General features: G+C 70.2%; 23 protein-coding genes. 10 read left to right on the plus strand and 13 right to left on the minus strand.

Going from position 1 to position 24,142, the window contains the following annotated elements; genetic code table 11:
• Positions 1-9 precede the first annotated feature (9 nt).
• The 7 genes from IC605_RS04405 to IC605_RS04435 all read right to left on the minus strand — a co-directional run bounded on the left by IC605_RS04405 (position 10) and on the right by IC605_RS04435 (position 7,071).
• Positions 10-1,278, minus strand: coding sequence for an aspartate aminotransferase family protein (locus IC605_RS04405; protein WP_216319529.1), 1,269 nt, complete (start codon positions 1,276-1,278; stop codon positions 10-12).
• A 78-nt stretch (positions 1,279-1,356) separates the two neighbouring features.
• Positions 1,357-1,575: a hypothetical protein gene (locus tag IC605_RS04410; protein ID WP_216319532.1), complete on the minus strand. Its 219-nt coding sequence runs from the start codon at positions 1,573-1,575 to the stop codon at positions 1,357-1,359.
• An 84-nt stretch (positions 1,576-1,659) separates the two neighbouring features.
• A complete protein-coding gene (locus tag IC605_RS04415; protein ID WP_216319535.1) occupies positions 1,660-2,031 on the minus strand; it encodes a hypothetical protein in 372 nt (123 codons plus the stop codon).
• A 215-nt stretch (positions 2,032-2,246) separates the two neighbouring features.
• Positions 2,247-4,076, minus strand: a complete 1,830-nt coding sequence (locus tag IC605_RS04420) for an ATP-binding protein (RefSeq protein ID WP_343216502.1) — start codon at positions 4,074-4,076, stop codon at positions 2,247-2,249.
• Positions 4,073-5,107 carry a DNA double-strand break repair nuclease NurA gene (locus IC605_RS04425; protein ID WP_216320291.1) on the minus strand — a complete coding sequence of 345 codons (1,035 nt, stop codon included), beginning with the start codon at positions 5,105-5,107 and terminating at the stop codon, positions 4,073-4,075. The genes IC605_RS04420 and IC605_RS04425 overlap by 4 nt, the downstream gene beginning before the upstream one ends.
• A gap of 127 nt (positions 5,108-5,234) precedes the next feature.
• Positions 5,235-5,858, minus strand: a complete 624-nt coding sequence (locus IC605_RS04430) for a Crp/Fnr family transcriptional regulator (protein ID WP_216319538.1) — start codon at positions 5,856-5,858, stop codon at positions 5,235-5,237.
• Between the two features lie 295 nt (positions 5,859-6,153).
• The gene (locus IC605_RS04435; RefSeq protein WP_216319541.1) at positions 6,154-7,071 is read right to left on the minus strand and encodes a histone deacetylase family protein; all 918 of its coding nucleotides are present in this window, start codon (positions 7,069-7,071) and stop codon (positions 6,154-6,156) included.
• Between the two features lie 143 nt (positions 7,072-7,214).
• On the opposite strand from IC605_RS04435, the gene IC605_RS04440 reads away from it, so the two are divergent.
• Entirely contained in the window at positions 7,215-8,135 is a 921-nt protein-coding gene (locus IC605_RS04440) for a carbohydrate kinase family protein (RefSeq protein WP_216319544.1), read from the plus strand.
• A 10-nt stretch (positions 8,136-8,145) separates the two neighbouring features.
• On the opposite strand, the gene IC605_RS04445 is transcribed toward IC605_RS04440, so the two are convergent.
• Positions 8,146-8,661 carry a hypothetical protein gene (locus IC605_RS04445; protein WP_216319547.1) on the minus strand — a complete coding sequence of 172 codons (516 nt, stop codon included), beginning with the start codon at positions 8,659-8,661 and terminating at the stop codon, positions 8,146-8,148.
• 43 nt (positions 8,662-8,704) lie between these two features.
• Positions 8,705-10,861, minus strand: coding sequence for a methylmalonyl-CoA mutase (scpA, locus tag IC605_RS04450; protein ID WP_216319550.1), 2,157 nt, complete (start codon positions 10,859-10,861; stop codon positions 8,705-8,707).
• 157 nt (positions 10,862-11,018) lie between these two features.
• On the opposite strand from scpA, the gene rpe reads away from it, so the two are divergent.
• From rpe to nspC, 4 genes are read left to right on the plus strand one after another with little or no spacing between them, the layout of a single operon-like run.
• On the plus strand, positions 11,019-11,702 hold the full coding sequence (rpe, locus tag IC605_RS04455; protein ID WP_343216503.1) for a ribulose-phosphate 3-epimerase: 684 nt from the start codon (positions 11,019-11,021) through the stop codon (positions 11,700-11,702).
• Positions 11,699-12,421 carry a 2-phosphosulfolactate phosphatase gene (locus tag IC605_RS04460; protein ID WP_216319552.1) on the plus strand — a complete coding sequence of 241 codons (723 nt, stop codon included), beginning with the start codon at positions 11,699-11,701 and terminating at the stop codon, positions 12,419-12,421. The genes rpe and IC605_RS04460 overlap by 4 nt, the downstream gene beginning before the upstream one ends.
• Before the next feature lie 41 nt (positions 12,422-12,462).
• A complete protein-coding gene (locus IC605_RS04465; protein ID WP_216319555.1) occupies positions 12,463-14,172 on the plus strand; it encodes a DUF4034 domain-containing protein in 1,710 nt (569 codons plus the stop codon).
• A gap of 38 nt (positions 14,173-14,210) precedes the next feature.
• A complete protein-coding gene (gene nspC / locus IC605_RS04470; RefSeq protein WP_216319559.1) occupies positions 14,211-15,440 on the plus strand; it encodes a carboxynorspermidine decarboxylase in 1,230 nt (409 codons plus the stop codon).
• A gap of 390 nt (positions 15,441-15,830) precedes the next feature.
• On the opposite strand, the gene IC605_RS04475 is transcribed toward nspC, so the two are convergent.
• Both IC605_RS04475 and IC605_RS04480 read right to left on the minus strand, forming a co-directional pair.
• Positions 15,831-16,604 carry a DUF554 domain-containing protein gene (locus tag IC605_RS04475; protein ID WP_216319562.1) on the minus strand — a complete coding sequence of 258 codons (774 nt, stop codon included), beginning with the start codon at positions 16,602-16,604 and terminating at the stop codon, positions 15,831-15,833.
• A 141-nt stretch (positions 16,605-16,745) separates the two neighbouring features.
• Positions 16,746-17,693 carry a leishmanolysin-related zinc metalloendopeptidase gene (locus tag IC605_RS04480; protein WP_216319566.1) on the minus strand — a complete coding sequence of 316 codons (948 nt, stop codon included), beginning with the start codon at positions 17,691-17,693 and terminating at the stop codon, positions 16,746-16,748.
• 533 nt (positions 17,694-18,226) lie between these two features.
• Between IC605_RS04480 and IC605_RS04485 the strand changes: the two genes are divergently transcribed.
• On the plus strand, positions 18,227-18,430 hold the full coding sequence (locus IC605_RS04485) for a helix-turn-helix domain-containing protein (RefSeq protein WP_102128235.1): 204 nt from the start codon (positions 18,227-18,229) through the stop codon (positions 18,428-18,430).
• Positions 18,431-18,527: 97 nt separating this feature from the next.
• The gene (locus IC605_RS04490) at positions 18,528-19,217 is read left to right on the plus strand and encodes a hypothetical protein (RefSeq protein ID WP_216319569.1); all 690 of its coding nucleotides are present in this window, start codon (positions 18,528-18,530) and stop codon (positions 19,215-19,217) included.
• Between the two features lie 12 nt (positions 19,218-19,229).
• Here the strand turns inward: IC605_RS04490 and IC605_RS04495 are convergent, their stop codons facing one another.
• Positions 19,230-20,471, minus strand: a complete 1,242-nt coding sequence (locus IC605_RS04495) for a cytochrome P450 (protein ID WP_216319572.1) — start codon at positions 20,469-20,471, stop codon at positions 19,230-19,232.
• Between the two features lie 219 nt (positions 20,472-20,690).
• Here IC605_RS04495 and IC605_RS04500 point away from each other — a divergent pair, with 219 nt between their 5' ends.
• Positions 20,691-21,953, plus strand: coding sequence for an ABC transporter substrate-binding protein (locus tag IC605_RS04500; RefSeq protein WP_216319575.1), 1,263 nt, complete (start codon positions 20,691-20,693; stop codon positions 21,951-21,953).
• A gap of 155 nt (positions 21,954-22,108) precedes the next feature.
• Here IC605_RS04500 and IC605_RS04505 read toward each other — a convergent pair whose 3' ends face one another.
• Positions 22,109-22,276, minus strand: a complete 168-nt coding sequence (locus IC605_RS04505) for a hypothetical protein (protein WP_216319578.1) — start codon at positions 22,274-22,276, stop codon at positions 22,109-22,111.
• A gap of 4 nt (positions 22,277-22,280) precedes the next feature.
• Here IC605_RS04505 and IC605_RS04510 point away from each other — a divergent pair, with 4 nt between their 5' ends.
• The gene (locus tag IC605_RS04510; protein WP_216319581.1) at positions 22,281-23,216 is read left to right on the plus strand and encodes a carbohydrate ABC transporter permease; all 936 of its coding nucleotides are present in this window, start codon (positions 22,281-22,283) and stop codon (positions 23,214-23,216) included.
• Positions 23,217-23,229: 13 nt separating this feature from the next.
• Positions 23,230-24,081 carry a carbohydrate ABC transporter permease gene (locus IC605_RS04515; RefSeq protein ID WP_216319583.1) on the plus strand — a complete coding sequence of 284 codons (852 nt, stop codon included), beginning with the start codon at positions 23,230-23,232 and terminating at the stop codon, positions 24,079-24,081.
• Positions 24,082-24,142: the final 61 nt, after the last annotated feature.

A 24,142-nucleotide genomic window follows, 5' to 3' on the forward strand; every position in this document is an offset into this window, starting at 1 on the left:
CCACGCTCCCTATTCCGTCTGCTTCTCCTCGCGTACCCCGGCGAGCTCGGCCTGGCGACCCTCACGCGGATTGACACCGTTCAGCACCCGCTCGAAGGCGGCGACAACCCCATCGATCTGCTCCTTGCTGATCGTCACGGGCGGCAGGAAGCGCACGACCAGGGGCGTGGCGGCGAGGGTCAGCACGCCCTCCTCGTGTTCGAGGGCGGTGATGTAGGGGGCACTCTTCTCCTTGAGTTCCACGCCGATCATCAGGCCCAGGCCGCGCACCTCGCGGATCTTGGGGGAGCGGATGGCGCGGAGTTTTTCCATGAAGTACGCGCCTTTCTCACGGGCCTGCTCGGCCATGCCCTCGCGCTTCATCGCGCGCAGGGCGGCGACCCCGGCGGCCATCGCCAGCGGGTTGCCGCCGAAGGTCGTGCCGTGGCCGCCCTTGGGCATCCGGTCGGCCACCTCGGCGGTCATGGCGAAAGCCCCCACCGGCACGCCGCCCGCCATCGCCTTCGCCAGGGTCATGCCGTCGGGAATCACGCCCGAGTGCTCGCAGGCGAACATCTTGCCCGTGCGGCAAAACCCGGTCTGAATCTCGTCGAGGATCAGGAGGGCGCCCTTCTCGCGGGTGAGGCGCCGGGCCTCCTGGATGAACTCGGGGGACGCGGGCCGCACGCCGCCCTCGCCCTGCACGGGTTCGAGGATGACGGCGGCCGTCTGGTCCGTCACCGCCGCGCGCAGTTCCTCGACGTTCCCGTAGGTGATGAAGTCGACGTTGCGGTTGTCCACCGCGTCGCCGAAGGGCTCACGGTACTTGGGCTCCCAGGTGAAGGCGAGGGCGCCCAGCGTGCGGCCCGAGAAGCCGCGGCGCATGCTCACGAAGCGCTGGCGACCGGTCGCGGTGATGGCGAACTTCTTGGCGGCCTCCATCGCCTCGGTGCCGGAGTTGCACAGGAAGACGCGCTCCAGGCCCTGCGGCAGGACGCTCACGAGTTCACTCAGGAACTCGGCGCGTTTGTCGTTGGGGAGGGTCTGGGGCATCACGATGAGCCTCTCGGCCTGCTCCTTGATCGCCCGCACCACGTCCGGGTGGCTGTGGCCGATGTTCGCCACCCCGTACCCGGCCACGCAGTCGATGTACGAGCGCCCCTGCTCGTCCCAGACGGTCGCGCCCTGCCCGCGCACCATCACGACCTGATGCTTGTTGTAGACGCCGGAGTCGTATTGCAGCTCGGCCTGGAGCCACTTGCTCGCGTTCGCCTGCTTGAGTTCACCCTGTACGGTCACGCTGACCTCCTGTTGGGCCCAGTCTAGGGGGTCGGGCCCGGGAAAAAGGGGCGCGTGTCCAGCCGGGCGGGTCGTCGATCAGTGGTCTCCCCCATGCCGCTCCCTCGGCAGGCTGAGGTCGGACTTGTCGACGCTCTCCGTCGCAGGCTCCAACCCCGCTTCGGGCGATTTCCGCGCCAGCTCGCGCAACTCGCGGTCGGCGGCCTCGGAGACCTCGGGGGTCCACTTGCCGTGACGGGTCATCGTCTCCCCGTCCTGCGCCTGCTCGTCCCGTCCCTGCTCTCTCTTGTCCGTCATAGGCGTATTCGACCTCAAGGCGGGGACGGCTGGGCAAGAGCAGGGCATGAACTCACCCGGAAAAGCTTCATCGCTGCGGGTGGATCACTTCAGGTCGCACCTGTACACGAACGTCTTGCCGCCGCTCAGGTACATCATGACGAACATCGAGCCCTTGGGAGTGCTCACGGTGGCGCGGTAGAGGTCCTTGTCGTTGAAGCTGGAGCGGTACTGCACCGCCCTGTCCTTGGCGGCGGTTTCCTTCATCGCCTCGTCCATGATCAGGGCCCCGATCTTGAACTGGCCCGGCGTGGCTTCCGCACCGGGTTTGGCCTCGATGCCACCGCTGCAATGACGGCCCGAGAAGCTGAAGGCGTGGGCGTCGATGCCCTGCCGCGCCGAGCGGTCGAGGCCCTGGGCGTGGGCGGGCGTAAGCAGCAGCGAGAGGGCAAGCGGGAAGAGGCTTTTTCCAAGCATGGGGCGACTGTAGGGGGCGGGCAGGCTGCCCCCCGGCGCACATGAGGCCTGCTGGGGGTGCCCTCCCCACCAGTTTTTAAAGGCTGGTAGATGACCAAAGGCATGATGGGGGTTGCTTCTTTTCCTCCTCCCCTTGACTCGTAGAGCTGCTTGCAGAGGGGGTGAACGGGCCGGGCGTCCTCAGGAAATAGACGGCAAATTCCTGTCGTCATCCACTACAGGCCCAGCCAGTCCTCGCCCACCTCCTCCACGCTCTGCCCCACCTCCTCGGCCACCTCGTCGCGGCGGGTGGCCCAGGCGGGGAAGGGGTAACTCACGAGGACCGGGTTGGGCACGTCGGGCTGCGAGACGAGCATGGTCCCCGGCTGGAGGATGCCCGCCCGCGCCCGGAAGCTCTGCGGCAGGAAGCGGTACTCGGGCCGCTCGGCCTCCGCGAGATCGAGGCGCCCCACCACCCGGATCGCCGCGTTCGACACGATGCGCCGCTCGACCTCCGAGGCCGTCTGCTGGGCGCCGATCAGGATGATGCCCAGGGAACGGCCCCGCTCGGCGATCTCCAAGAGCACGTCCTTGATGGGGCTACCCTCATCGCGCGGGGCATACTTGTTCAGCTCGTCCAGCACCACGAAGACGGTGTTCTGCCGCCCGTACTTCTCCTTGTGCTCAAACACCTCGCGCAGCAGCACGCCCACCACGAACATCTGCGCCGGGCCGGAGAGGTTGTGGATGTCCACCACGCTCAGTTGCGCCCCGCCGAGGAGGTTGGGGCGGTACTGCCGCGCCTGCGCCTCGCTGAGGTCGCCGCGCACCAGGGGCGAGAGGTGTTTTTGCACGCCACGCAGCCGACGGATGAAGGCGCGGAGAGTGCCGGGCGACTGCTTGAGCACCCACTTGGGATCGCCCTCGCCGTCCCCCTCCTCCAGCAGCTTGTATTCGACGTAGGAGAGGAGCTGGTCGAAGGTCTCCAGCCGCGTCTTGCCCAGCGCGTCGAAGGTGATGCCGTCGGGCAGTTCCCCGTCTCCCTCGGGGTCCCAGTCGGCGACGAGCAGGGCGGCCCCCTCCCCCTCGGCGGCGAGGCGGGCGAGTTTTTCCTCGATGTTGCCGATCACGAAGCTCAGGTTCAGGCTCGCGCCCGCGTCGGAGAAGACGTAGGGCAGCATCCGCCGCTCGCAGAACTCGCGCAGGGTGAAGACGAAGGGGGTCACGCCCTGCGCCCGCTGGTCGGTGTGGGGCACGATGGCATTGCCTGAGGCACCGGGGCGTGGCGGCGCGAGGAACTGTGTGTCCCGGAAGGGGGACATGGGCAGCCCCAGCAACGTGTAACGGTCGGCGTCCAGACCTTTGGCGACCTGGGCCTCGGCCTCGCGTTCCTGCACCTTGCCGTTGGGCTGGTCGAGGAAGAGGAGATCCTCGCCCTTCACGTTGAAGATGATCGCCTTGCCGCCCGCCGTCCCCGCCGTGTGTCCGCCGCCCGCCCGCGCCACCCGATCCATCACGCCGCTGCGGAAGATCGAGTGCAGCAGGAAGAGGGCGTAACTCGTCTTCGTTGCCACGCCCGAGATGCCGCTGATGTTGATGTGGCCGCCGCTCTCGCCGTTCACGAAGCGGAAGTTCAGCGGCAGGGGCTGCCCATCCGCGAGGAGGCCCGCCGGGAAGGCCGCTTCCTTCATCTTGTCGGCGCTGAGGGCCATGTCGAGGTCCGAGCCGTGCGCGTGCCGCACCTCGTCGCCAGGCTGGGGCGGGATGAAGTGCTCGGGGTCCACCCGCGTGACGAGCACCCGCGCCGCGTAGCTCACCGAGGCGGGCAGCACCCCCGCCACCACGTCCTCCACGTCCGACTCGAAGGTGACGCCCTCGTGCCGCTTGCGGACGTTATCGACGAGGCCATAGAAGCGCACCTCCCGCCCGTCCGGTTTGAGGGTCCGCACCACCACGAGATCGTCCAGCCCCACGCTCGCCCCCGGCGCCACGGCGAACCAGAAGACGGTGGGCGTCACGTCCTCGGTGCCCAGGACGCGGCCCAGGCGCTCGCCATCCAATGTCACGCGACCACCCCGAGTTCCCGGGCGATGTGCGCCCGCAGGCGGCGGGTCACGAGGTCGGCGCTGCCCATCGCGCGGGTCATGGCACTTTCCAGGGCGGCGGTCGGGATCAGGTTCTGGGGGGCGCGGGGGTCCTTGTGCGCCCGGCTGGCGAGGCGGCACAGGAGATTCCCGCTGACATTCGCCACCTCGCGCACGATGGGGGGCAGGAAGTCGGGCTCGTCGGGCGCGTACATCTCCAGCCGCATCACGCCGGACATGGGGTGCTGGTAGAAGGCCGCCTCGCACAGCCGGACGTACCAGATGAAACGGGTATAGGGGCTGTTGGCGTACTTCATGTGCAGGATGGGGGTCCGCTCGCCGGGCCGCAGTTCTGAGAGCAGGGAGGCCCGGTCGGCGGGCAGGTACTGGGTCTGCATCGTCTTCACGCAGCCGACGACGGCGCCGCCGAGGTTCTTGGAGCGCAGGGTGCCGTCCTGAATCGTCAGCGAGGTCAGGGCCTCCCGGTCATCCTCCTCGGAGAAGGGCACCTGGGAGGCGAGGCCGTGGGAGAGGTTCTGCTCCTCGGCCAGCATGACCTGTTGCAACTTGTGCAGGGGCGCGAGGGGATCGGCGCTCTCGGTGACGATGGGGGTGTATTGCAGCGTCCCCGTGTGCGGGTCGCGCGGCGAGAGGCGGTAGGGGTCCACCCGCAGCCCCGGCGCGTGGGCCAGGAGGCGCCGGGCCCGCACGTCCGTCAGCTCGGCGGGCCGCGACCCGTGCGGGCACATCCGCACCGCGCCGACCACGTAGGCCCCGAAGCCGCCCATGCCCGCCTCTCCTGACTCGTCCTCGATGAAGACGCGCGACTCCATCCGGCGTTTGCCGTCCACGACGTGGACCGTGTGCAGCCGCCCGGGAATGGGTTTGGCGGCCACCGCCGCCCAGCGCGGCGTCTCGATGTCGATGAGGTCCCCCTCGAAGTGTTGCAGGCCGAGTTGCCCGCCCTCGATGTCCACCGGCCAGGGGTCAAGGCGAATCCGCATGGGGGGCATTCTACGGTCGGGGTCGTGGACCGTGGAGCGTAGATCGTGGAAAAAGGCCACCCCTCCACAGTCCACCTCCCACGCTCCAAAAAAAGCGCCCGGCCTTTCGCACCGGACGCCCGCCCCTCTCCCCTCCTCAGCCGTGATACCCGCTCAGTTCGCGCAGCCGCGCCTCGTCGGTCAGGGTCAGGCAGCGGTAGGCGGGGGTCAGCAACCCGTCGTCGCGCATCTCGCCGATGAGTTTGGAGACGCTCTCGCGGGTGGCGCCGGTGCCCTCGGCGATCAGCTCGTGGGTGGCCCGGACGTAGCGCAGGCCGCCCTCGTGGGCGCCGCCCAGGCTGGAGTCGGCGAGGCTCAGCAGGTAGCGGGCGATGCGCTCGCGCAGTTCGCCGTCCTGAATGTGCACGCCGTCGTTCATCACCCGCTGGAGCTGGGCGCTGAGGCTGCGGGTGACCTCCCACAGCTCGGCGGCGCTGAGGTGCTGGATGTGGATGGGCGTGAGGCTGGCGTCGGTCAGGGCGATCATCTGGTGGCTGCGGGCCAGGCCATGCAGCGTCTCCTCACCGAAGATGTCGCCCGGCAGCACGTGGCGCACGGTCAGGTTGCGGCCCTGGGGCGTCAGACGCACGGCGCGGAGCAAGCCGCTGTCGAGGCGGTAGAGGGTGGGGGCCGGGTCACCCGCGTAGTACAGCGTGTCGCCACGGCGCAGGGGCCTGCTGCGAAGGTCTGAACTGGCCGGGGGGGTGCTGTACAACGTCATGACGACTCCTTGAGACAGGGCTGGACAGAGCGGCGAACCACCGGATTCCGAAACGTCCCGACTGTACAAGGTTTGTCCAACCTTTGAACGTTCGGCTGAACATTGTGAAGTCCCAGATAAGGCTGCGATCAGACGGAGGCCCGGGGGTGGGCTGGACGAGGACGTTGGAAACGATCCCCACCGGCCGTTTCGCCTAAAGGTACCCCGCTTCAGCTCCTGCCGGGAAACGCTGCTCTCACCTTTTCTTCACGCACAAACGATTGGGGCGCGAGGAAAAGGGGCGCGGCCTCCTCACTCAGCCGAACACCTCCAGGCCGTCAAGCACGACGCTGGCGTGGGCCTCGACGGTGAGGGCGTGGTCGCGGTTGTAGCCGCCCGCCATCATGGTCACGACGGGCACGTCCGCCCCGCGCGCCCAGGTCAGGACGCTCTGGTTGCGCTCGCGCACGCCGTCCAGGGTCAGGGCGAAGCGTCCGAAGCGGTCCCCGGCGAGCACGTCCGCCCCCGCGAGGTAGAGCAGCAGGTCGGGGCGAAAGGCGTCCAGGGCGGGGAGGGCCGACTCCCGCAGCACCCGCAGATACTCGGCGTCGGTCACCCCGTCGGGCAGGCCGAGGTCGAGGCTGCTCTTTTCCTTGCGGAAGGGGTAGTTGCGCTCGCCGTGAACGCTGAGCGTGAAGGCCCGTTCCTCGCCGGCCAGGAGGGCCGCCGTGCCGTTGCCCTGATGCACGTCGAGGTCGAGCACAGCGACCCGCTGGGCCCACCCCTCGCCCAGCGCGAGGCGGGTGAGGATCGCCGCGTCATTGACGAGGCAAAACCCCTCGGCGCGGTCGGCGAAGGCGTGGTGGGTGCCGCCCGCGAGGTTGGCGCCCCAGCCGCACCCCAGCGCGTCGTGCAGGGCCGCGAGGCTGCCCCCCGCCGCCCGCCGCGCCCGCTCGACCACCCCGGGGCTCCAGGGCAGCCCGAAGGCGCGCTGCTCGGCCGGGCTCACCTCCCCCCGCCGCCAGCGCCGCAGCCACTCGGGGTCGTGGACGCGGGCGGCGTCGGCCCAGCGCAGGGCGGGCGTCTCCAGCACCGGGAGCAGTCCCGCCAGCCGGTCGCGAACGCCCGCGTACTTGTAGGCCGGGAAGCGGTGGCCTTCCGGCAGCGGGAAGGTGTACGAGGCGGGGGTGTAGGCCCGGAAGGGGTGGGAGAAGGCGGGAACGGGGGCGGTCACCCCGGCAGTCTCGGACACGGGAGGGGGCAAAGCAGGGCCTCCCGCCACTTTGTCGGACCTGCGTTGTCCTACCTTTGTCCAAGGTCGCGCTTGGGCGGAGGCCAGGCCAACCTGCCCGGACCGGCTGGTTTACTCTGAACCCGATGACGAGCCCTGCCCAACTGCCCCTGATCGTGAGCGCCGGGGAGGCGCTGACCGACCTCGTGACCGCCGGAGACAACCGCTGGGTGGCCCATCCCGGCGGGGCCGGGTGGAACGTCGCGCGGGCCTGCGCGCGGCTGGGCATCTTCAGTGCCTTCGCGGGGGCGGTCGGGCAGGACAACTTCGGGGACGACCTCACGTCGGCGAGCGGGGAGGCGGGGCTCGACCTGCGCTTTCTCCAGCGGGTGCCCGCGCCCACCCTGCTCGCGGTGGTGTACCAGCTCACCCCGCCCGCCTACCGCTTTCTGGGCGAGAACAGCGCCGACCTGCACTTCGATCCGGCGCAGTTGCCCCAGGGTTGGCTGGACTCGGCCCGCTGGCTGCACGTGGGCGGGATCAGCCTGAGCCGCTGGCCCCTCGCCGATACCCTGCTCGGCGTCATCCAGGGGGCGAAGGCGGCGGGGGTGAGGGTCAGCTTCGACCCCAACGCGCGGATCACCCACCGCCACCCGGACTACCCGGCGGTCTTCCGGCGCGTGGCGGGGCTGTCCGACCTGATGAAGCTCAGCGACGAGGACCTCGCCTTCTTCTTCCCGGGCCGCGCAGAAGACGACGCCCTGCGCGAGTTACGCGGCATGAATGCCCGCTGCCCCATCGTGATCACGCGCGGGGCGCAGGGGGCGACCCTCTACCACTCCGCCGGACGCGCCGACCTGCCCGCCGCGCCCGTTCGGGTGGCCGACACGGTGGGGGCCGGGGACGCCCTGTGCGCGGGGCTCCTCGTGAGCGCCACCGAACGCCCCGAAGCCCTGTGGACCGACCACCTGCGGACGGGCCTACGGGCCGCCGCCGCCGCCTGTACCCGCCCCGGCGCCTACGCCCCCACGCGCGGGGACCTGGAGGCGGTGCCGCTGCCGGGGTGACGAAGGCGTCTCAGCCCGGGCAAAGGCCCCGGTGCAGGGCCTCCACGCGGAGGTTCGGCTGCCGCCGCAACTCGGTGACGTAGCCGGGGCGGCGGATGCCCGTCTCGCGCAGCAGGCGACCCCGCGCGTCGTACTCGGCGACGAGGTTGTACCGCACGCCCGAGGGTCCCGAGGCGCGGGCCGTCGCGTAGCGCAGCCTTCCGGCGGCGTCGTAATACCCCGTGAACTGCACGTGGTTGCCCGGCAAGGCACGGCGATACCGCACGAGGCGCGGCGTGTTCCGCACGTCGGCGAGCACCGTCAGGCGCACCCGGCCCGCGCGGTCGCTGCACCGCCGCGAGACCCGCAGGGGATGGAGCAGGCCCGTGCGCTCCAGCAGCCGCACCTGCGCCGTCTCGCGGGCGGCCTGGACGCGGGCCTGCTGGAGGGCTGTCGACTGTCGGGGAAGCGCCTGGGCCGAGGCGAGGGGGAGTGTGGTGGCGAGCAGCAAGGGAGCGAGGATCGCGGCTAGGCGGCTGGAAGTCATGGCTCTCCTTTCCCTGAGTGGGGCGGTGCGGCCTGCTTTCAAGTCACGGCGTCAACGGCAACGGCATCTCATGGTGCCGTTCCCGCAGCAGCCGCAAGACCTCCCGCGCCGAGGTCAGGATCGGCGTGCCCGGCCCGAAGATGCCCGCCACCCCCGCCGCCCTCAAGGCCGCGTAATCCTGTTGAGGAATCACCCCGCCCGCGATCACGAGGATGTCGTCCGCCCCCTGCGCCCGCAGCGCCCCGATCAGGGCCGGGATCAGCGTCCCGTGCCCCGCCGCCTGGCTGCTCACGCCGATGACGTGCACGTCGTTCTCGACCGCCTGCCGCGCGGCCTCCTCGGGCGTCTGGAAGAGGGGGCCCACGTCCACGTCGAAGCCGAGGTCCGCGAAGCCCGTGGCGATCACCTTCGCGCCCCGGTCGTGGCCGTCTTGCCCCATCTTCACGACGAGCATCCGGGGACGGCGGCCCTCGGCGGCGGCGAACTCTTCGATTTCCGTTTGCAGGGCGGAAAAGCCCTCGTCCCCCGCGTAGCCCTGGGCGTACACGCCGCTCAAGGTCCGCACCTCGGCCCGGTGGCGGCCCCACACGCTCTCCAGCGCGGCGCTGACCTCGCCCACGGTAGCCCGGGCACGCATCGCCTCGATGCTCAGGGCGAGGAGGTTGCCCTCTCCGGTTTGGGCGCACTCGGTCAGGGCGGCCAGCGTCCGGTCCACGGCGCCCTGATCGCGGCTCGCCCGCAGCGCCTCCAGGCGGCGAATCTGGCCCTCGCGCACGGAGGCGTTGTCGATGTTCAGCACGTCCACGTGCGTCTCGACCTCGGGGCGATACTTGTTGACCCCCACGATCACGTCCTCGCCCCGGTCGATGCGGGCCTGTTTGCGCGCCGCCGACTCCTCGATCCGCAGCTTGGGCGTGCCCGACTCGACGGCCTTCGCCATGCCGCCCAGCCCCTCGACCTCCGCGATCAGCTTGCGGGCCTCCTCCGCGAGGTCGGCGGTCAGGCGCTCCATCATGTAACTGCCGCCCCAGGGGTCGATGACGTGGGGGATGCCCGTCTCCTCCTGAATCACGAGCTGCGTGTTGCGCGCGATGCGGGCCGAGAAGTCGGTGGGCAGGCCAATTGCCTCGTCGAAGGCGTTGGTGTGCAGGCTCTGGGTGCCGCCGAAGACCGCCGCCATCGCCTCGATGGCCGTGCGGACGACGTTGTTGTACGGGTCCTGCTCGGTGAGCGACCAGCCCGAGGTCTGGCAGTGGGTCCGCAGGGCGCGGCTCATCGGATTTTTGGGATTGAACTGCCCCATCAGCTCCGACCACAGCAACCGGGCCGCCCGCAGCTTGGCGACCTCGGTGTAGAAGTTCATCCCGATGGCGAAGAAAAAGCTCAGCCGGGGGGCGAACTCGTCGATGTCGAGCCCCTTGGCGAGCGCCGCCCGCACGTACTCCAGCCCGTCCGCGAGGGTGTAGGCGAGTTCGAGCGCCGCATTCGCCCCCGCCTCCTGAAGGTGATAGCCGCTGATCGAGATGGAGTTGAAGCGCGGCATCTCCCGCGCCGTGAACTCGATGATGTCGGCGACGACGCGCATACTCGGCCCGGGCGGGTAGATGTACGTGTTCCGCACCATGAACTCTTTGAGGATGTCGTTCTGGATGGTGCCCGAGAGCTGATCGAGCGTCGCCCCCTGCTCCTGCCCCGCCACGACGTACCCGGCCAGGATCGGCAGCACCGCCCCGTTCATCGTCATGGAGACGGACATCTCGGACAGGGGGATGCCGTCGAACAGCACTTTCATGTCCTCGACGGAATCAATCGCCACACCCGCCTTGCCCACGTCCCCGACGACGCGTGGGTGGTCGGAGTCGTAGCCGCGGTGGGTGGCGAGGTCGAAGGCGACGGACAGACCCTTTTGCCCGGCGGCGAGGTTGCGGCGGTAGAAGGCGTTGCTCTCCTCGGCGGTGGAGAAGCCCGCGTACTGGCGGATGGTCCAGGGGCGGGCGGCGTACATGGTGGCGCGCGGGCCACGGGTAAAGGGCGGCAGGCCGGGCAGGCCGGGGTCGAGGCCCTCCACGTCGGCGGCGGTGTAGAGGGCCTTGAGGGTGAGGCCCTCGGGGGTGGGGCGATTCAGCGTCTCGGGGTCCGCGCCGCGCAGGTCCTTGCGGGCGAGGGCCTTCCAGGCGGACAGGTCGTGCGGTGCGGTCATGCGGCCTCCGTAGGGGTATGGGGTCATGATGCCACGCGTGGGGCAAACGGGCGTTTGGTGGCTGAGGATGTGGGACACCGGGCCCCCGGAGAGGGCGCACCCGCGGCCACAACACATAAACTTCTCATCCATGCCCGCGTCCTTTAGAATGTGGGGCGTGACAGCCTCCTCCCAATTTTCGGCACGCGCGGGAGGCGTCAAGCTCGCCCCCAGCCTCCTCGCCTGCGATTTCACACGCCTCGGCGAGGAATTGGCGACCATCGCCAGCGCCGACTACGCGCATGTAGACGTGATGGACGGCCTGTTCGTGCCCAACATCTCCTTCGGGCTGCCGATCCTGGCGGCGGCGCGGCGGGCGACGAGTCTCTTCCTCGACGTTCACCTGATGATCGAGCGGCCCGAACGCTTCCTGCGCGACTTCGCCGAGGCGGGCGCGGACGGCATGACGGTCCACGTCGAGGCCACCCCGCATCTGCACCGCGCCGTGCAGACCATCCGCGAACTCGGGAAACGGGCGGGCGTGACGCTGAACCCCGGCACCCCGCTGGAGGCGGTGCGCCCCGTCCTCGGGGACGTGGACCTCGTGCTGGTGATGAGCGTGAATCCGGGCTTCGGGGGGCAGAAGTTCATCCCGGCGAGCGTCGAGCGCATTCGGACCCTGCGCCGCTGGCTGGACGAGATCGGCAGCGAGGCCGAGCTGGAGGTGGACGGGGGGGTCACCCCCGAGAATGCCCGCCCGCTCGCCGACGCGGGGGCGACCGTCCTCGTCGCGGGCAGCAGCGTCTTCGGCCCGGACGGGGCGGCGGCGGGGCTGCAACGGCTGCGGAAGGCGCTGGCGTGAGGCTGCGGGTGGATCTGCTTCCGCACGGGAGTTACCCGGACGTCGTGCTGGTGGTGGACGTGCTGCGGGCGACGACGACCGCCGTGCAGTACCTCGAACGTGGGGCAGACGCGCTGCTCCTGACCGCCACGCCGGAGGTCGCCTTCGCCCTGCGGGAGAGTGTTCCCGGCATCCTCCTCGGCGGGGAGCGGGGCGGGCTCCCCATTCCCGGCTTCGACTTCGGCAACAGCCCGGTCGAGGCCGGGGCGCAGAACTTCACGGGCAAGACGGTCGTGATGAACACGACGAACGGCACCGGGGCCGCCCACGTCGCCGCCGGGACGGGCAAACACGTCCTGCTCGCCGCGCTGACGAACGCGCACGCCGCCGCCCGCCGCGCCCGGGCACTCGCCACCGAGGAGATCGCCGTCGTCTGCGCGGGGACGGACGGGCGGGTGGGCCTGGAGGACGTGTACGCCGCTGGGGTCATGGCCGAGTACCTGCTGGCGATGAGCGGCTTTGCCATCGACGACGGCACCCGCATCGCCCTGACGGTGCGCCGGAACGCGGGCAACCCCATCGAGGCCCTGTCGAGCAGCGGGCACGGCCAGGCTCTCGCGGCGCTGGGGCTGGGAGACGACGTGCGCCACGCCGCGCAGGTCAGCACGAGCACGCTGGTCCCGGCGCTGGCACAGGGGGTGCAGACGCCCTCCGGGACGCTGAGATTCGTGGTGGGGTGAGAAGGTGATTTGTAAGGGCCTCTCCTTAGCATGGCCCTCAGATGAACCTTTCCGCGCCAGACCTCCTCGGTCACCTCCGCGATGCCCGGTACGCCGACCTCGAAACGTCCCTGGGCCCCCTGCAACGTCAGTTCGAGCGGGGTGAGGCGGGCGAGACGGAGCTGAAGCGGGCCTTCGGCGTCTTTCAAAAGCCCGACCCGGCCCTGAGCGAGCGGTTCAACGGGTGGATGGAGGCCCACCCCGGCTCGTATGTCGCCCACGCCGCGCTGGCCGAATGGCTGCTGGCCCGCGCCTGGGCGTACCGAGGGCAGCAGACGGCGAACCTCGTCAGCGACCAGGGGTGGCGGGGCCTCCATCACCACCTGGAACAGGCCGAGGGCTGTGCCCGGCACGCCACGACCCTCTCCGCCAATCCGCTGACGGCGTGGCTGGTGGTCGCCTACGTCCACAACACCCGGGGCTGCGGGCTGAGCCTGGAGGACGTGCAAGAGGGCCGGTATCCCGACTGGTTCCAGCGTCCGCTGGAGGACAACCCCCGCAGCCTGGAAGTCCGCCTCGCCATGCTGTACCACCTCCGGGCGGAGTGGGGCGGAAGCGAGGAACACATGCTGGCCTTTGTGCGCGGGCAGCAGGACTCGGGCCTGCTGGGGCCGGGGGACATGCAGCGGCTCTGGGCCGAGTTCCACGCCTGCGCCGCGCACCACGCCCAGTTCTTTCTCAACGACGCGGACAAGGCCGTGGAGCGGGCTCGCCTCGCCGCCGACCTGCGTGAACTCAAGGCGGCCCAGTTGTTCGTTGCCCTGACCCACGCCAAGAAGCCCCCGGCGGAGCGGCGCGCCGCTTTAGAACGGTTTCTGACTGCCGCCGAACAGGACCCCGCCGCCACCCTGCCGGGCAACCTCCTCTGGGCCCTGCTCCAGAGCAAGGACTGGCTGGAAGCGCTGTTGCCGAGGGTGACTGCCCTGCTGACCCGCTGGGCCGAGGCGGGCGACCACGAGGCGGCGGTGGCGCTGGGCTACCTGCGGCTGTTGAACAACCCGTGGACCCTGCCCGACCCCACCCCCCTCCTGACGCGGGCCCGCGACGAGGGCGACCGCCAGGCCGCCGAGATGCTGGTGCGGCTTCAGGAGGGCAACCTGGGCGCGGCCCTGCGTGACACCCCGGCCAAACGGGAGGCCATGCTCGCCGCCGCCGACCTGGGCAGCCCCGAGATGAGCTGGCGGGTGTACCAGGGGTTCGATGCCTTCCGGAAGCAGTTCGGACTCGACGACCGGGCGAAGTACCGCTACCTCCTCAAGGCCGCCGACGCTGGGAACAACGACGCCCGCTTCGCCCTGGCCCAGCAACTCCGCGCCGGGCTGGTGGAAGTGGGGGACGACGGCGTGCTACGACCCGTGGACACGCCACCGCTTCAGGAGAGCCTGGACTATGCCAAGCACCTGCTCGAACGCGCCGCCGCCGAGGACCATAAGGGCGCACACAAGGCCCTGAAGGCGGCGAAGGCAGGCGACTGGGACGCCAAAACCGCCCGGCGGGTGCGCGCACCGTCCGTTGAGCATGAGCGGGAGGCGGCGCGCGGCGGTCGCCCCTGGTGGCAGTGGTGGCTGATAGGGAGCCTGATCGTCGGGGTGCTGCGGGCGTGTGCGACCTTTGCCAGCGACGACTCACCCGCCGTGCCCCAGGGCCTGACCTCCCCTGCACTCGGCGCCGAGGCCGAGGCCACCCTCGCCGACCCGGGTTCCTCCCGCTGACCCAATCTCGGCGCCCCCCACCCGTTACCCTGTCCCCCATGACCGCGACCGACCTCTCCCTGCCTGCCGTCACGCCCGTCGAGGCCATCGACTGGCGGGCCATCCCCAGCCCGGCCTTCGTCCTCGACGAGTCGCGGCTGCGGCGCAACCTCGCCCTGATCTCGCACGTGCAGCGCGAGAGCGGCGCCCAGATCATCCTCGCCTTCAAGGGCTTCGCCATGTGGAGCACCTTCCCCCTCCTGCGCGAGTACGGCATCACCGGGGCGACCGCGAGCAGCCTGAACGAGGCCATCCTCGCCCGCGAGGAGATGGGGGGCGAGGTCCACGTCTACGCCCCCGCCTACAGCGACGAGGACTTCGGGCGAATCCTCGAACTTGCCGATCACCTCGTCTTCAACTCCTTTTCGCAGTGGGAGCGGTTCAAGCCCCAGGTCGAGGCCGCCCGCGCCGCCGGGAAGGAAGTGCATATCGGCCTGCGCGTCAACCCCGAGTACGCGGAGGTCGAGACGGACCTCTACAACCCCGCCGGGCCCTTCTCCCGCCTGGGCGTGACCCGGCGCGAGTTCCGGGCCGAGCTGCTCGACGGCATCGACGGGCTGCACTTCCACACCCTCTGCGAGAAGGACTCCGACACGCTGGAGCGCACGCTGGAGGTGGTGGAGCGCAACTTCGGCGAGTTCCTGCCCCGCATGGGGTGGGTCAACTTCGGCGGCGGGCACCTGATGACGCGCCAGGGGTACGACATCGACCGGCTGATCCGGGTGATCCGGGCCTTCCGGCAGAAGTGGGGCGTCCACGTCCTCCTCGAACCCGGCAGCGCCTTCGCGTGGCAGACGGGGTGGCTGGTGAGCAGCGTGCTTGACGTGGTGCACAACGTCAAGGACATCGCCATCCTCGACGTGTCGGTCAGCGCCCACATGCCCGACGTGCTGGAGATGCCCTACCGCCCGCGCATCCTGGGTGCGCGCGACCCCGGCGACGGGGAGGTCACCCACCGGGAGGCGAACGACTACGTGAGCGGCGACCACCCCTCCATCATCGGCGGGACGACCTGCCTGGCGGGCGACGTGGTGGGCGAGTACGTCTTCGACCACGAGCTGCGGGTCGGCGACCGGGTGGTCTTCGACGACATGATCCACTACACGATGGTGAAGACGACCTTTTTCAACGGGGTCAAGCACCCCGACATCGGCATCCTGCACACGGACGGGAGCTACGAGCGGGTCAAGACCTTCGGCTACGAGGAGTTCAAGGCCAAGCTGAGCTGAGGGTCACGACCCACCGAGGCAGGCGCCCCCACCACTCCCGGCGGGGGCGCCGCTTTTCTGGCTGGTCGTGTTCACCGGGCCTGAGGGCTTGGACCTGTGCGCTGGAGGCGGGGCTCACCGCCTCCCCGCGCGCCGAAATTGTGACCCGGCCCGGAGCGGAATGCGAAACGTGAAAGGTGGGGGCGCGGGAGGATTCAGGCCCGGCGTGGGACGGGGAGGGTCCCCTGCCAGTCACGCCGGACGCGGAGGATCGAGGGAGAGAAGGCTCTGGGAGGCGGGGGGTTTTCTGGTGATGGGGGTCAGGCTACGCACCCTGGCTGACGACGCTCTGACAGCGGGGCGTGGAAGCCCTCATCCCTCACGGTGAGCGACCGCCGCTCGGCCCCTCCCCTACCCCAGCCGTCCCGCCACCCACAGCGCGAGCGGCGCCACGGCGAGGGCCGGGAGCATACTCCCCACCCGCACCCGGCGGTCTTCCCAGCCCAGCCCAGCGAGCATCAGATTCCAACTGATCCCGGAGATGATCAGCCCGCCCGCCCCGGTGATCATCAGGACGTAGGGGTTCGTCTTCAGGACACTCGGGTCCGCCCCGCCGAGGAGCCCGGAGGCGAAGGCCCCCGCCGCGAGGCTCAGCCCCCCCTGAAGCAGGAACACCGTGATCACGCTGAAGCCCACCCCGATCCCGTACGCCCCCGCCAGCGCCAGCGAGGCGATGCCGTCGAGCGTGCTCTTGAGGACGTAGGTGCCGCTGTCCCCCGTCAGGCCGTTCTGGAGCCCGCCCACCACCGTCATCGGGCCCACGCAGAACAGGAGGCTGGCGGCGACGAACCCTTCCGTGAAACGCCCGCCTCCCTGAAAACGCCGCCTCAGCCGCTCGCCCAACCGGGTCAGCCCCTCCTCGATGCCCAGCGCCTCGCCGATCACCGCTCCCAACGCGAGGCTGACGAGCGCGAGGATCACGCCGGGAATGTTCCCGCCCGTCACCCGGTTGAGGCTCCCCGCCATGTCGAGCCCGATGAAGAGGGTGACGAGGCTGAGCGTTTGCAGCAGGGTGCGCTGGGTGCGCTCGGGAAGCCGCCCGCCCAGCAGGAGGCCCAGCACGGTGCCCAGCAAGACGGCGGCGACGTTGATCAGGGTGCCCGAGAGTTGCGTGAGGAGGCTCATCGGCGCCCAGCCTAGGGCAACCCGCTTGCCCAGAGGCCGCCGCTGTCTGGCGACCCTCCAGGGCGGAGTGGCGCCGCGCCGCGCCACGGAAAACACCGCCCCGGCCTACCTGGCGGAGCGGTGTGCGCAGGGGGCGAGAGGTTACCGGCTGCGGTACTTCGGCGTGATCAGTGCCTCGCGCGAGCCGAGGTCGAGCTGCTCGGACACGGCCTGGGCGGTCGTCAGGCTGTAGGCGTCCGCCGTCGCGTAGGTCACCGCGTACCCCATGTCCTGCAAGGTGCCGACGCTCAGGCGCGAGAGGGGGTTTTTCACGCCGCCGTTGAGGTAGCCGGTCATGAGTTCGGTCTTGAAGGTCGTCTCGCGCCAGTGGCCGCCCGCCGTGCCCGAGCCGCCCTGGTTCTCGACGGGCACGGTGCTCAGCGTCCCGCCGAAGGCGCGGTACTCGCGCACCCCGTTCGTGCCCCGGTACACCGGGTTCGTGGTCCCGATGCCGCTCACGAGCCCGAACTGCTGCCACAGGGTCCCGATGCCCAGCGAGTGCCCGAGTTCGTGCACGGCGATGTCGGCGAGCTGCGAGCTGAACTGCCCGAGGTCGGCGGTGTCGAAGACCAGGGTCGAGTAGGTCGTCAGGCCGCTCGACGACCGGATGGAGCACGGGCCACTCTGGGCGAGGATGCCGCCGGGGCCGTCGATGCTCTTGTTGCCCGTGAAGACCAGGAGGTCGTCGATGGTGCCCGAAAAGGCCGCGTTGCTGCCGCAGGCGTTCGCCGGGATGTTCGCCGTCACGCTCGGCAGGCCCTGGGTGATCACGCCCTGCCAGCGGCTCGCGGCGGCCTGCATCGCGCTGACCACGCTCGCGTCGCTTCCGGCAGCGAAGCGCAGGGTGATGTTGTACGCCTCGGTCGCCTGCTCGCCCAGCGGCCCGGCGCTGAGGTAGGGATCGAGGGGCAGGGCGGCGACACCGGGAAGGACCGTGCCCTCCTGCGCGGCGGTCGGGGCCTGGACGTCCGCCCCCGAGGGCTGGCTTCCGCACGAGGCGAGCAGGGCGGTCAGCGTCAGGGCGGCGGTACTCAGGGTGAGTCGGGACATGGTAGACCTCCGGGGAGACAAGAGCGAGCGCTGCGGGCAAAACGGCCCCGCCAGGACGAGAGCCGCCGGGAGGAGGCCCCGCCGGACGTTCGTGCGGACGAACCGTTGAAGGAGCAGGCGGAGCCTAGAGCGGCGGGTGTGAGGAGGGTGTGCGGGCTGTGAAGATGCCCACAGAGGGTTGGGAGGTGCCCCGTGAAAAGGCCCCGTGACAAGGGGGCGCGCGATGAGTTTCACACTCCGGGTGGAACAGTCAGGCTCGACGCCCGCTGGCCGCGGCCCACTCTCGGCCAGCGACACGGGCGCGGGCTTCATGAGACGCCGGTCCCCCGCTGACCCCCCTTTAGGCTTGACGCACGGGGGCCACGGGGCGTGCTACCCTCCGGGCAAGTTGACCTGCCTCGCTCCGTCCCCGATCTGCCCACCGCCCCACGGCGCGGGCGGGCCGGGTGACGGCCTTGGGCGGGGCACGGACAATGCAGAACGTGGACGGGGCTGCCCTTGAGGTGGCCCCGCGTGCTTTTCGGAGGTTTCCCTTGACGCTCACCGAACAGTTCCAGACGCTCCCGAAGCTCCTGAAAGTCAGCGAGGTCGCCGACTTCACGGGCACCCACGAACGCACCGTCCGCCGCTGGATCAGGGACGGCCGCCTCGGCGCGGTCGAACACCCCAGCGGCCTGCGCGTGCCCCGGCGCTCGCTGTGGCGCTTCCTGGGTCTGGATCTGGGCCTGAGCGCCTGAACCCCGTTGTGCGGGTCTCCACCCGCCCTTCCGCTGACCTTATGTCGGTGGCCCGGTCTTCTCTCGTCCGCGTGATTCTTCCGGGCAGGAGGGAGGGGTGAATCTCGTCGTCCTGCGGGCGGCCCTCGACCGGGGTGATGATTTCGCCGCCCTCGCGGCCCTGGATCACGTCGGCCCCGGTGACCGCGCTGAGGCCGCCCCGCTCGCGCTGCACCTGGGCAGACCGTCTCTCGCCGTCCGCTGGGCGGGCGATCCCCTGACGCTGGCCGCCGCCCACCTCCGGCGAGGCGACCCGCAGGCCGTACTCCACGCGGTAGAGGACCTGCCCGACACCGCCCGCCCGGCCCTCCTGCGTGCCCGGGCCGCGTGGCAGCTCAGGGCGCCGGACGCCGCCGACCTCGCCGAACGTGCCCGCCGCCTCGCCCGCGCCGAGGGGGACGCCGGGGCCCTGACCGCCGCCGCCACCCTGCTCGGCGAGGTCGTCCTTCAGGCCGACCCGCGCGCCGCCCTGCGCGCCCTCGCCGAGGGGCTCCGGGTGGCCGAACTCACCGGGACCGAGGCCGACGCGCACCTGCTCGCGGTGCTCGCCCACGCGCAGGCCGCCGTCGGCAGCCGGGAGAAGGCGGGGCGCACCGCCGCGAAGGCCCTCGCCCGCAGCGTGCCCCGCAGCCCCGCGCGGGTGGTCGCCCTGCTCGCGCTCGGGCGGGGGGAGGAGGCGCGGGCGGAGGCGGAGGCGGGGGAACTCGGCGAGGTCTGGGGGCCGGGCCTCCTCCCCACCGGGCCATGAGGCCCGCCGCCCTCACCCCTCCACCACGTCCAGCCGCCGCAGGCCCCGGATGACGAAGCCGCCCACGTACTCGGGCTCGGCGCCCGGGTCGGCGAGACGCAGGGTGGGAAACGTCCGGGTCAGGGCGCGCAGGCTGAGGGAGAGTTCGAGTCGCGCCAGCGGTGCCCCCAGGCAGTAGTGGATGCCCAGCCCGAAGGTGAGGTGCGGGTTGGGGTCACGCGTCAGGTCCAGCTCCTCGGGTCGCCCGAAGCGGCGCGGGTCGCGGTTGCCGCTCGCGTACAGCAGCCCCACCTTCTCGCCGGGACGGAGCCGCTCGCCGTGCAGGGTGACCTCCTCCAGCACATACCGCTCGAAGAGGGGCAGCGGCGTGTCGAAACGCAGCAGTTCCTCGATAGCCGTGCGGAAGAGGGGCAGGCTGACCGGGTGGGAAGATGCCTGGGCGAGCGTCCGCCAGTGTTCAGGACGCCGCAGCAGGGCGAGCACGCCCGCCGAGAGGCCGTTGACCGACGCCTCGTGCCCGGCGTTCAGGAGCAGGATGCAGGTGTCGACGAGTTCGCGCTCGGTCAGGCGGTCGCCCCCCTCCTCCGCCTGCACCAGGGCGGTGATCAGGTCGTCCCGGGGAGCCCGCCGCCGCAGGTGGGAGAGCTTACGCAGCAGGGCGCCGAACTCCAGCACGGCCCGCTCCGCCGCCGCCTGATCCTCATGGGTGTAGGTCGGCTCGTACAGCCGCACGATGGCCGCCGACCAGGGCCGCAGGTGACGGCGCTCCTCCTGCGGCACCCCGAGCAGTTCGGCGATCACCGTCACCGGGAGGGGCTCGGCGTAAGCCGCGACGAGATCGAAGCCGCCCGGTTCCAGGTTCGCCAGTTGCCGGGCCAGCAGCGCCTCGATCCGACCCGAGAGCCCCTCCACCCGCCGGGGGGTGAAGGCGAGGCTGACGAGCGAGCGCAGCCGGGTGTGCTTCGGCGGCTCGGAGTCGAGGAGGTGGTTGCCGTTGAAGGCGTCGAAGCTGGCCTGGGCGGGGTCGGGCGGCGGCCAGCCCAGCTCGTCGCGCGAGTAGCGGTGCAGGGCGCTGCGCCCGAAGCGGCGGTCACGCAGCAACGCGGCGATGTCGGCGTGCCGGGTCAGGAAGACGCGGCCCAGCCGGGGGTCGCGAAAGGCGGGCGTCTCCTCCCGCACCCGCCCCAGCCAGGGGTAGGGGTCCCGCACAAAGGCCGGGTCGGCCAGGGGCAGGGCGAACTCAGGCAGGGCCATGCGCCCAGCCTACGGCAGGCGCGGTGAGGGGGGCCGCACCTTTGGCGGACCGGGCGCGGCCCCGGCCCGTGTTCCCGCCCCCTTTGTGTTGCTTTCCTCACGTTGACGGGAAAGCGTGAGCGGTGTAGCCTTCACTGACCAAAGTCGAGTTAAGGGTGGAACCGCTTCCGAAGTGGGGCGGCGGGCCTGTGGCCTGGATGGGTCCACCCCGGAGGATGCATGAAAAAAGCGCTTGCCGTTGTCAGCCTTGTCGCCGCGTTCGGTGCCGCCAGCCAGGCGGGGGCCGTGACGCTCACCCTGGCGTGCGGGGCCGTGGGCCAGGAACTCGAACTGTGTAAGGCGGGAGCCGACCGCTGGGCGAAGAAGACCGGGAACACGGTCCGCATCTTCGAGAGCCCGAATCTCACGAACGACCGCCTGGGCCTGTACCAGCAGCAGCTCGCCGCGCGCAGCAGCGACATCGACGTGTACCAGCTCGACATCATCTGGCCGGGCCTGCTCTCGCAGCACTTCGTGGACATGAAGGGCAAGGTGCCCGCCGCCGAACTGAGCCGCCACTTCCCGCGCATCGTCGAGGCGAACACGGTGAACGGCAAGCTCGTGGCGCTGCCGTGGTTCACGGACGCGGGGCTGCTGTACTACCGCACCGACCTGATGAAGAAGTACGGCTACTCGGCCGCGCCGAAGACCTGGGCCGAACTCGCCACGATGGCGAAAAAGATTCAGGACGGCGAGCGCCCGTCGAACAGCACCTTCGCGGGCTTCGTCTTCCAGGGCAAGAACTACGAGGGCCTGACCTGTGACGCGCTGGAGTGGATCAGCTCGTTTAACGGCGGCACCATCGTGGACAACACGGGCAAGATCACGATCAACAACCCCCGGGCCGCGCAGGCGCTCGACGCGGCCGCGAGCTGGATTCGCAGCATCAGCCCGGCGGGCGTGACGACCTACGGCGAGGAGGAGGCGCGCGGCATCTTCCAGTCGGGGAACGCGGCCTTCATGCGCAACTGGCCCTACGCCTACGCGCTCGGCCAGAGCGAGGACTCGCGGGTGAAGGGCAAGATCGGTGTGGCGCCCCTGCCCGCCGGTCCGGGCGGCAAGCCCGCCGCGACGCTGGGCGGCTGGAACCTCGGCGTGAGCTCCTACTCCAAGAACCAGGCCGCCGCCATCGAGCTGGTGCGCTACCTGACGGGCCCCGAGGAGCAGAAGATCCGCGCCATCGAGGGCGCCTACAACCCGACCATCTCGGCGCTGTACAAGGATCAGGCGATCCTGAAGGCCAACCCCTTCTTCGGCAGCCTGCTCAGCGTGTTCACGAACGCGGTGCCGCGCCCCTCGGCCGCCACCAAGGGCAAGTACAACCAGGTCTCGCAGGCCTTCAGCACCTCCGTGAGCAACGTGCTCAACGGCAAGGCGAAGGGCCAGGCGGCGGTCGCGCAGCTTTCGACCGAACTCGCCCGCATCAAGGGGCGCGGCTTCTAAGCCCGCCGGGCGAGCGGGTGAGATTTCGCCGCACCTGACCGCCCCCCGGGGGACGCTCACAGCCTGGGCGTCCCCCTCCTTCATTTCCCGGGGCCGGGGACCAGCAACCTTTCCATTCACCTTTCCCCCCGCGCGCCCCTCATCCAGCCGCATGGTCAGAGGTTCACGCTGCTCCTGAGCACCCGCCCGACCGCAGGCTGACGGCCCCCGCCTTTTCTCGCCGCCGTTTTCCTCGCCGCTTCTTGGCCGTGGCCGACCGCGCCCCGGCGCACCACACCCGCCGCCCCGGCCCCGCCGGGGTCACCGGGCGAGACAGGGGGCATCCTTATGACCACCAAGGCCACTCCACCCTCCGCCGTAGCCCCCACCCGCAGGCGCGGCATCGAGACGGCGCGCGCCCGGCAGGCGATCTGGCTGCTGCTGCCCACCCTGATCGCCATCGCGGTCGTGGCGGGCTATCCGCTCTACCGGACCTTTTTCTTCTCGCTGTTCGAGGCCAACCTGACGACCCCAGGCGAGCGCACCTTCCTGGGCCTGGGCAATTTCTGGTTCACCACCGACGAGGGCGTGGCCCTGGGCTTTCTGCAAGACCCCAAGTGGTGGACGGCCGTCAAGAACACGCTGCTCTTCACGGTCGTCAGCGTGTTCCTGGAGACGGTCCTCGGCATGATCATCGCGCTCGTGGTGAACAGCGCCTTCAAGGGCCGGGCGTTCCTGCGCACCGCGATGCTGGTGCCGTGGGCGATTCCCACGGTCGTCAGCGCGCAGATGTGGGCGTACATGTACAACGACTCCTTCGGGCTGGTCGGGCGCGGGCTGCTCGGCGGTCAGGCGCTGCTCGCCAATACCGACTCCGCGATCTGGGCCTTGATCGCCGTGGACGTGTGGAAGACGACCTCCTTCATGGCGCTGCTGATCCTCGCCGGGCTCCAGAGCCTGCCCGGCGACATGTACGAGGCCGCCGACATGGACGGCGCGAGCAGGTGGACCCAGTTCTGGCGGCTGACCCTGCCCCTCCTGAGACCCGCGCTGCTGGTGGCCCTCGTGTTCCGCAGCCTCGACGCCCTGCGCGTGTTCGACATCATGTACGTGATGCTGGGCCCGGTGAACGCCTCCAGCACCTCCATGACGGGGTACGCCCGCCTCTCCATGATCGACAACTCGCAGCTCGGGCTGGGCAGCGCCGTGGCGATGGCGATCTTCCTGATCATCATGGTGATCGTGGTCATGTACGTCACCGCGTTCCGGGTGAAGTTCGACTGAGGAGGGGTGACCCATGTACCTGAAACGCACCAACCCGTTCCTGTTCTACCTCCAGCGCGTCCTCTTTTACGTCCTCGTCCTCGTCATCGCCGTCTACCTGCTCTTTCCCTTCCTCTGGGCGGTCCTCACGAGTTTCCGGCGGGCGGGGGACCTCTTCCTGCCGCCGCTGCAATTCATCACCGCGCCCGCCACCGTCAGCAACTACACCCAGGTCTTCGCCAACCCCAACTTCCAGCGCGGGTTGCTGATCAGCGTGATCGTGGCGGTCGCGTCGGTGCTGATCAGCCTGCTGCTGGGCTCTTTTGCCGCCTACGCCCTGGGCCGCTTCAAGTTCAGGGGCAAGGCCCTGATCCTGTACATCATCCTCGCGGTGAGCGTTTTTCCGCAGATCGCGGTGCTCGGCGGGCTCTTCACGCTGGTGCAGGCGACGGGGCTTTTCAACAACCCCGTCTCGCTGATCTTCAGCTACCTGATCTTCACGATCCCCTTTACGGTGTGGGTGCTGACCTCCTTCGTGCGTGACATCCCGGGCGAACTGGAGGAGGCCGCGCTCGTGGACGGCGCCTCGCCGCTCCAGACCCTGTTCCGGGTGCTCTTCCCGGTGATGATGCCCGCGCTCGTGACGACCGGGCTGCTCGCCTTTATCAACTGCTGGAACGAGTACCTCTTCGCGCTGACCTTCACGAGTTCCAACCGCACGGTGCCTGTGGTGATCGCCAACTACTCGGGCGCCTCGCAGTTCGACCAGCCGTGGGGGCCGATCATGGCCGCGAGCATCGTGGTGACGGTGCCGCTGATCATCCTGGTACTGGTGTTCCAGCGCAATATCGTCTCTGGACTGACGGCGGGCGCGGTGAAGGGCTGAGACCCAGGACGCCGACAAAGAGAAGGGCCACCCCGCGCGAGGTGGCTCTTCTCCTTTGCGT

The sequence above is a fragment of the Deinococcus aestuarii genome (assembly GCF_018863415.1).
GTDB lineage: Bacteria > Deinococcota > Deinococci > Deinococcales > Deinococcaceae > Deinococcus > Deinococcus aestuarii.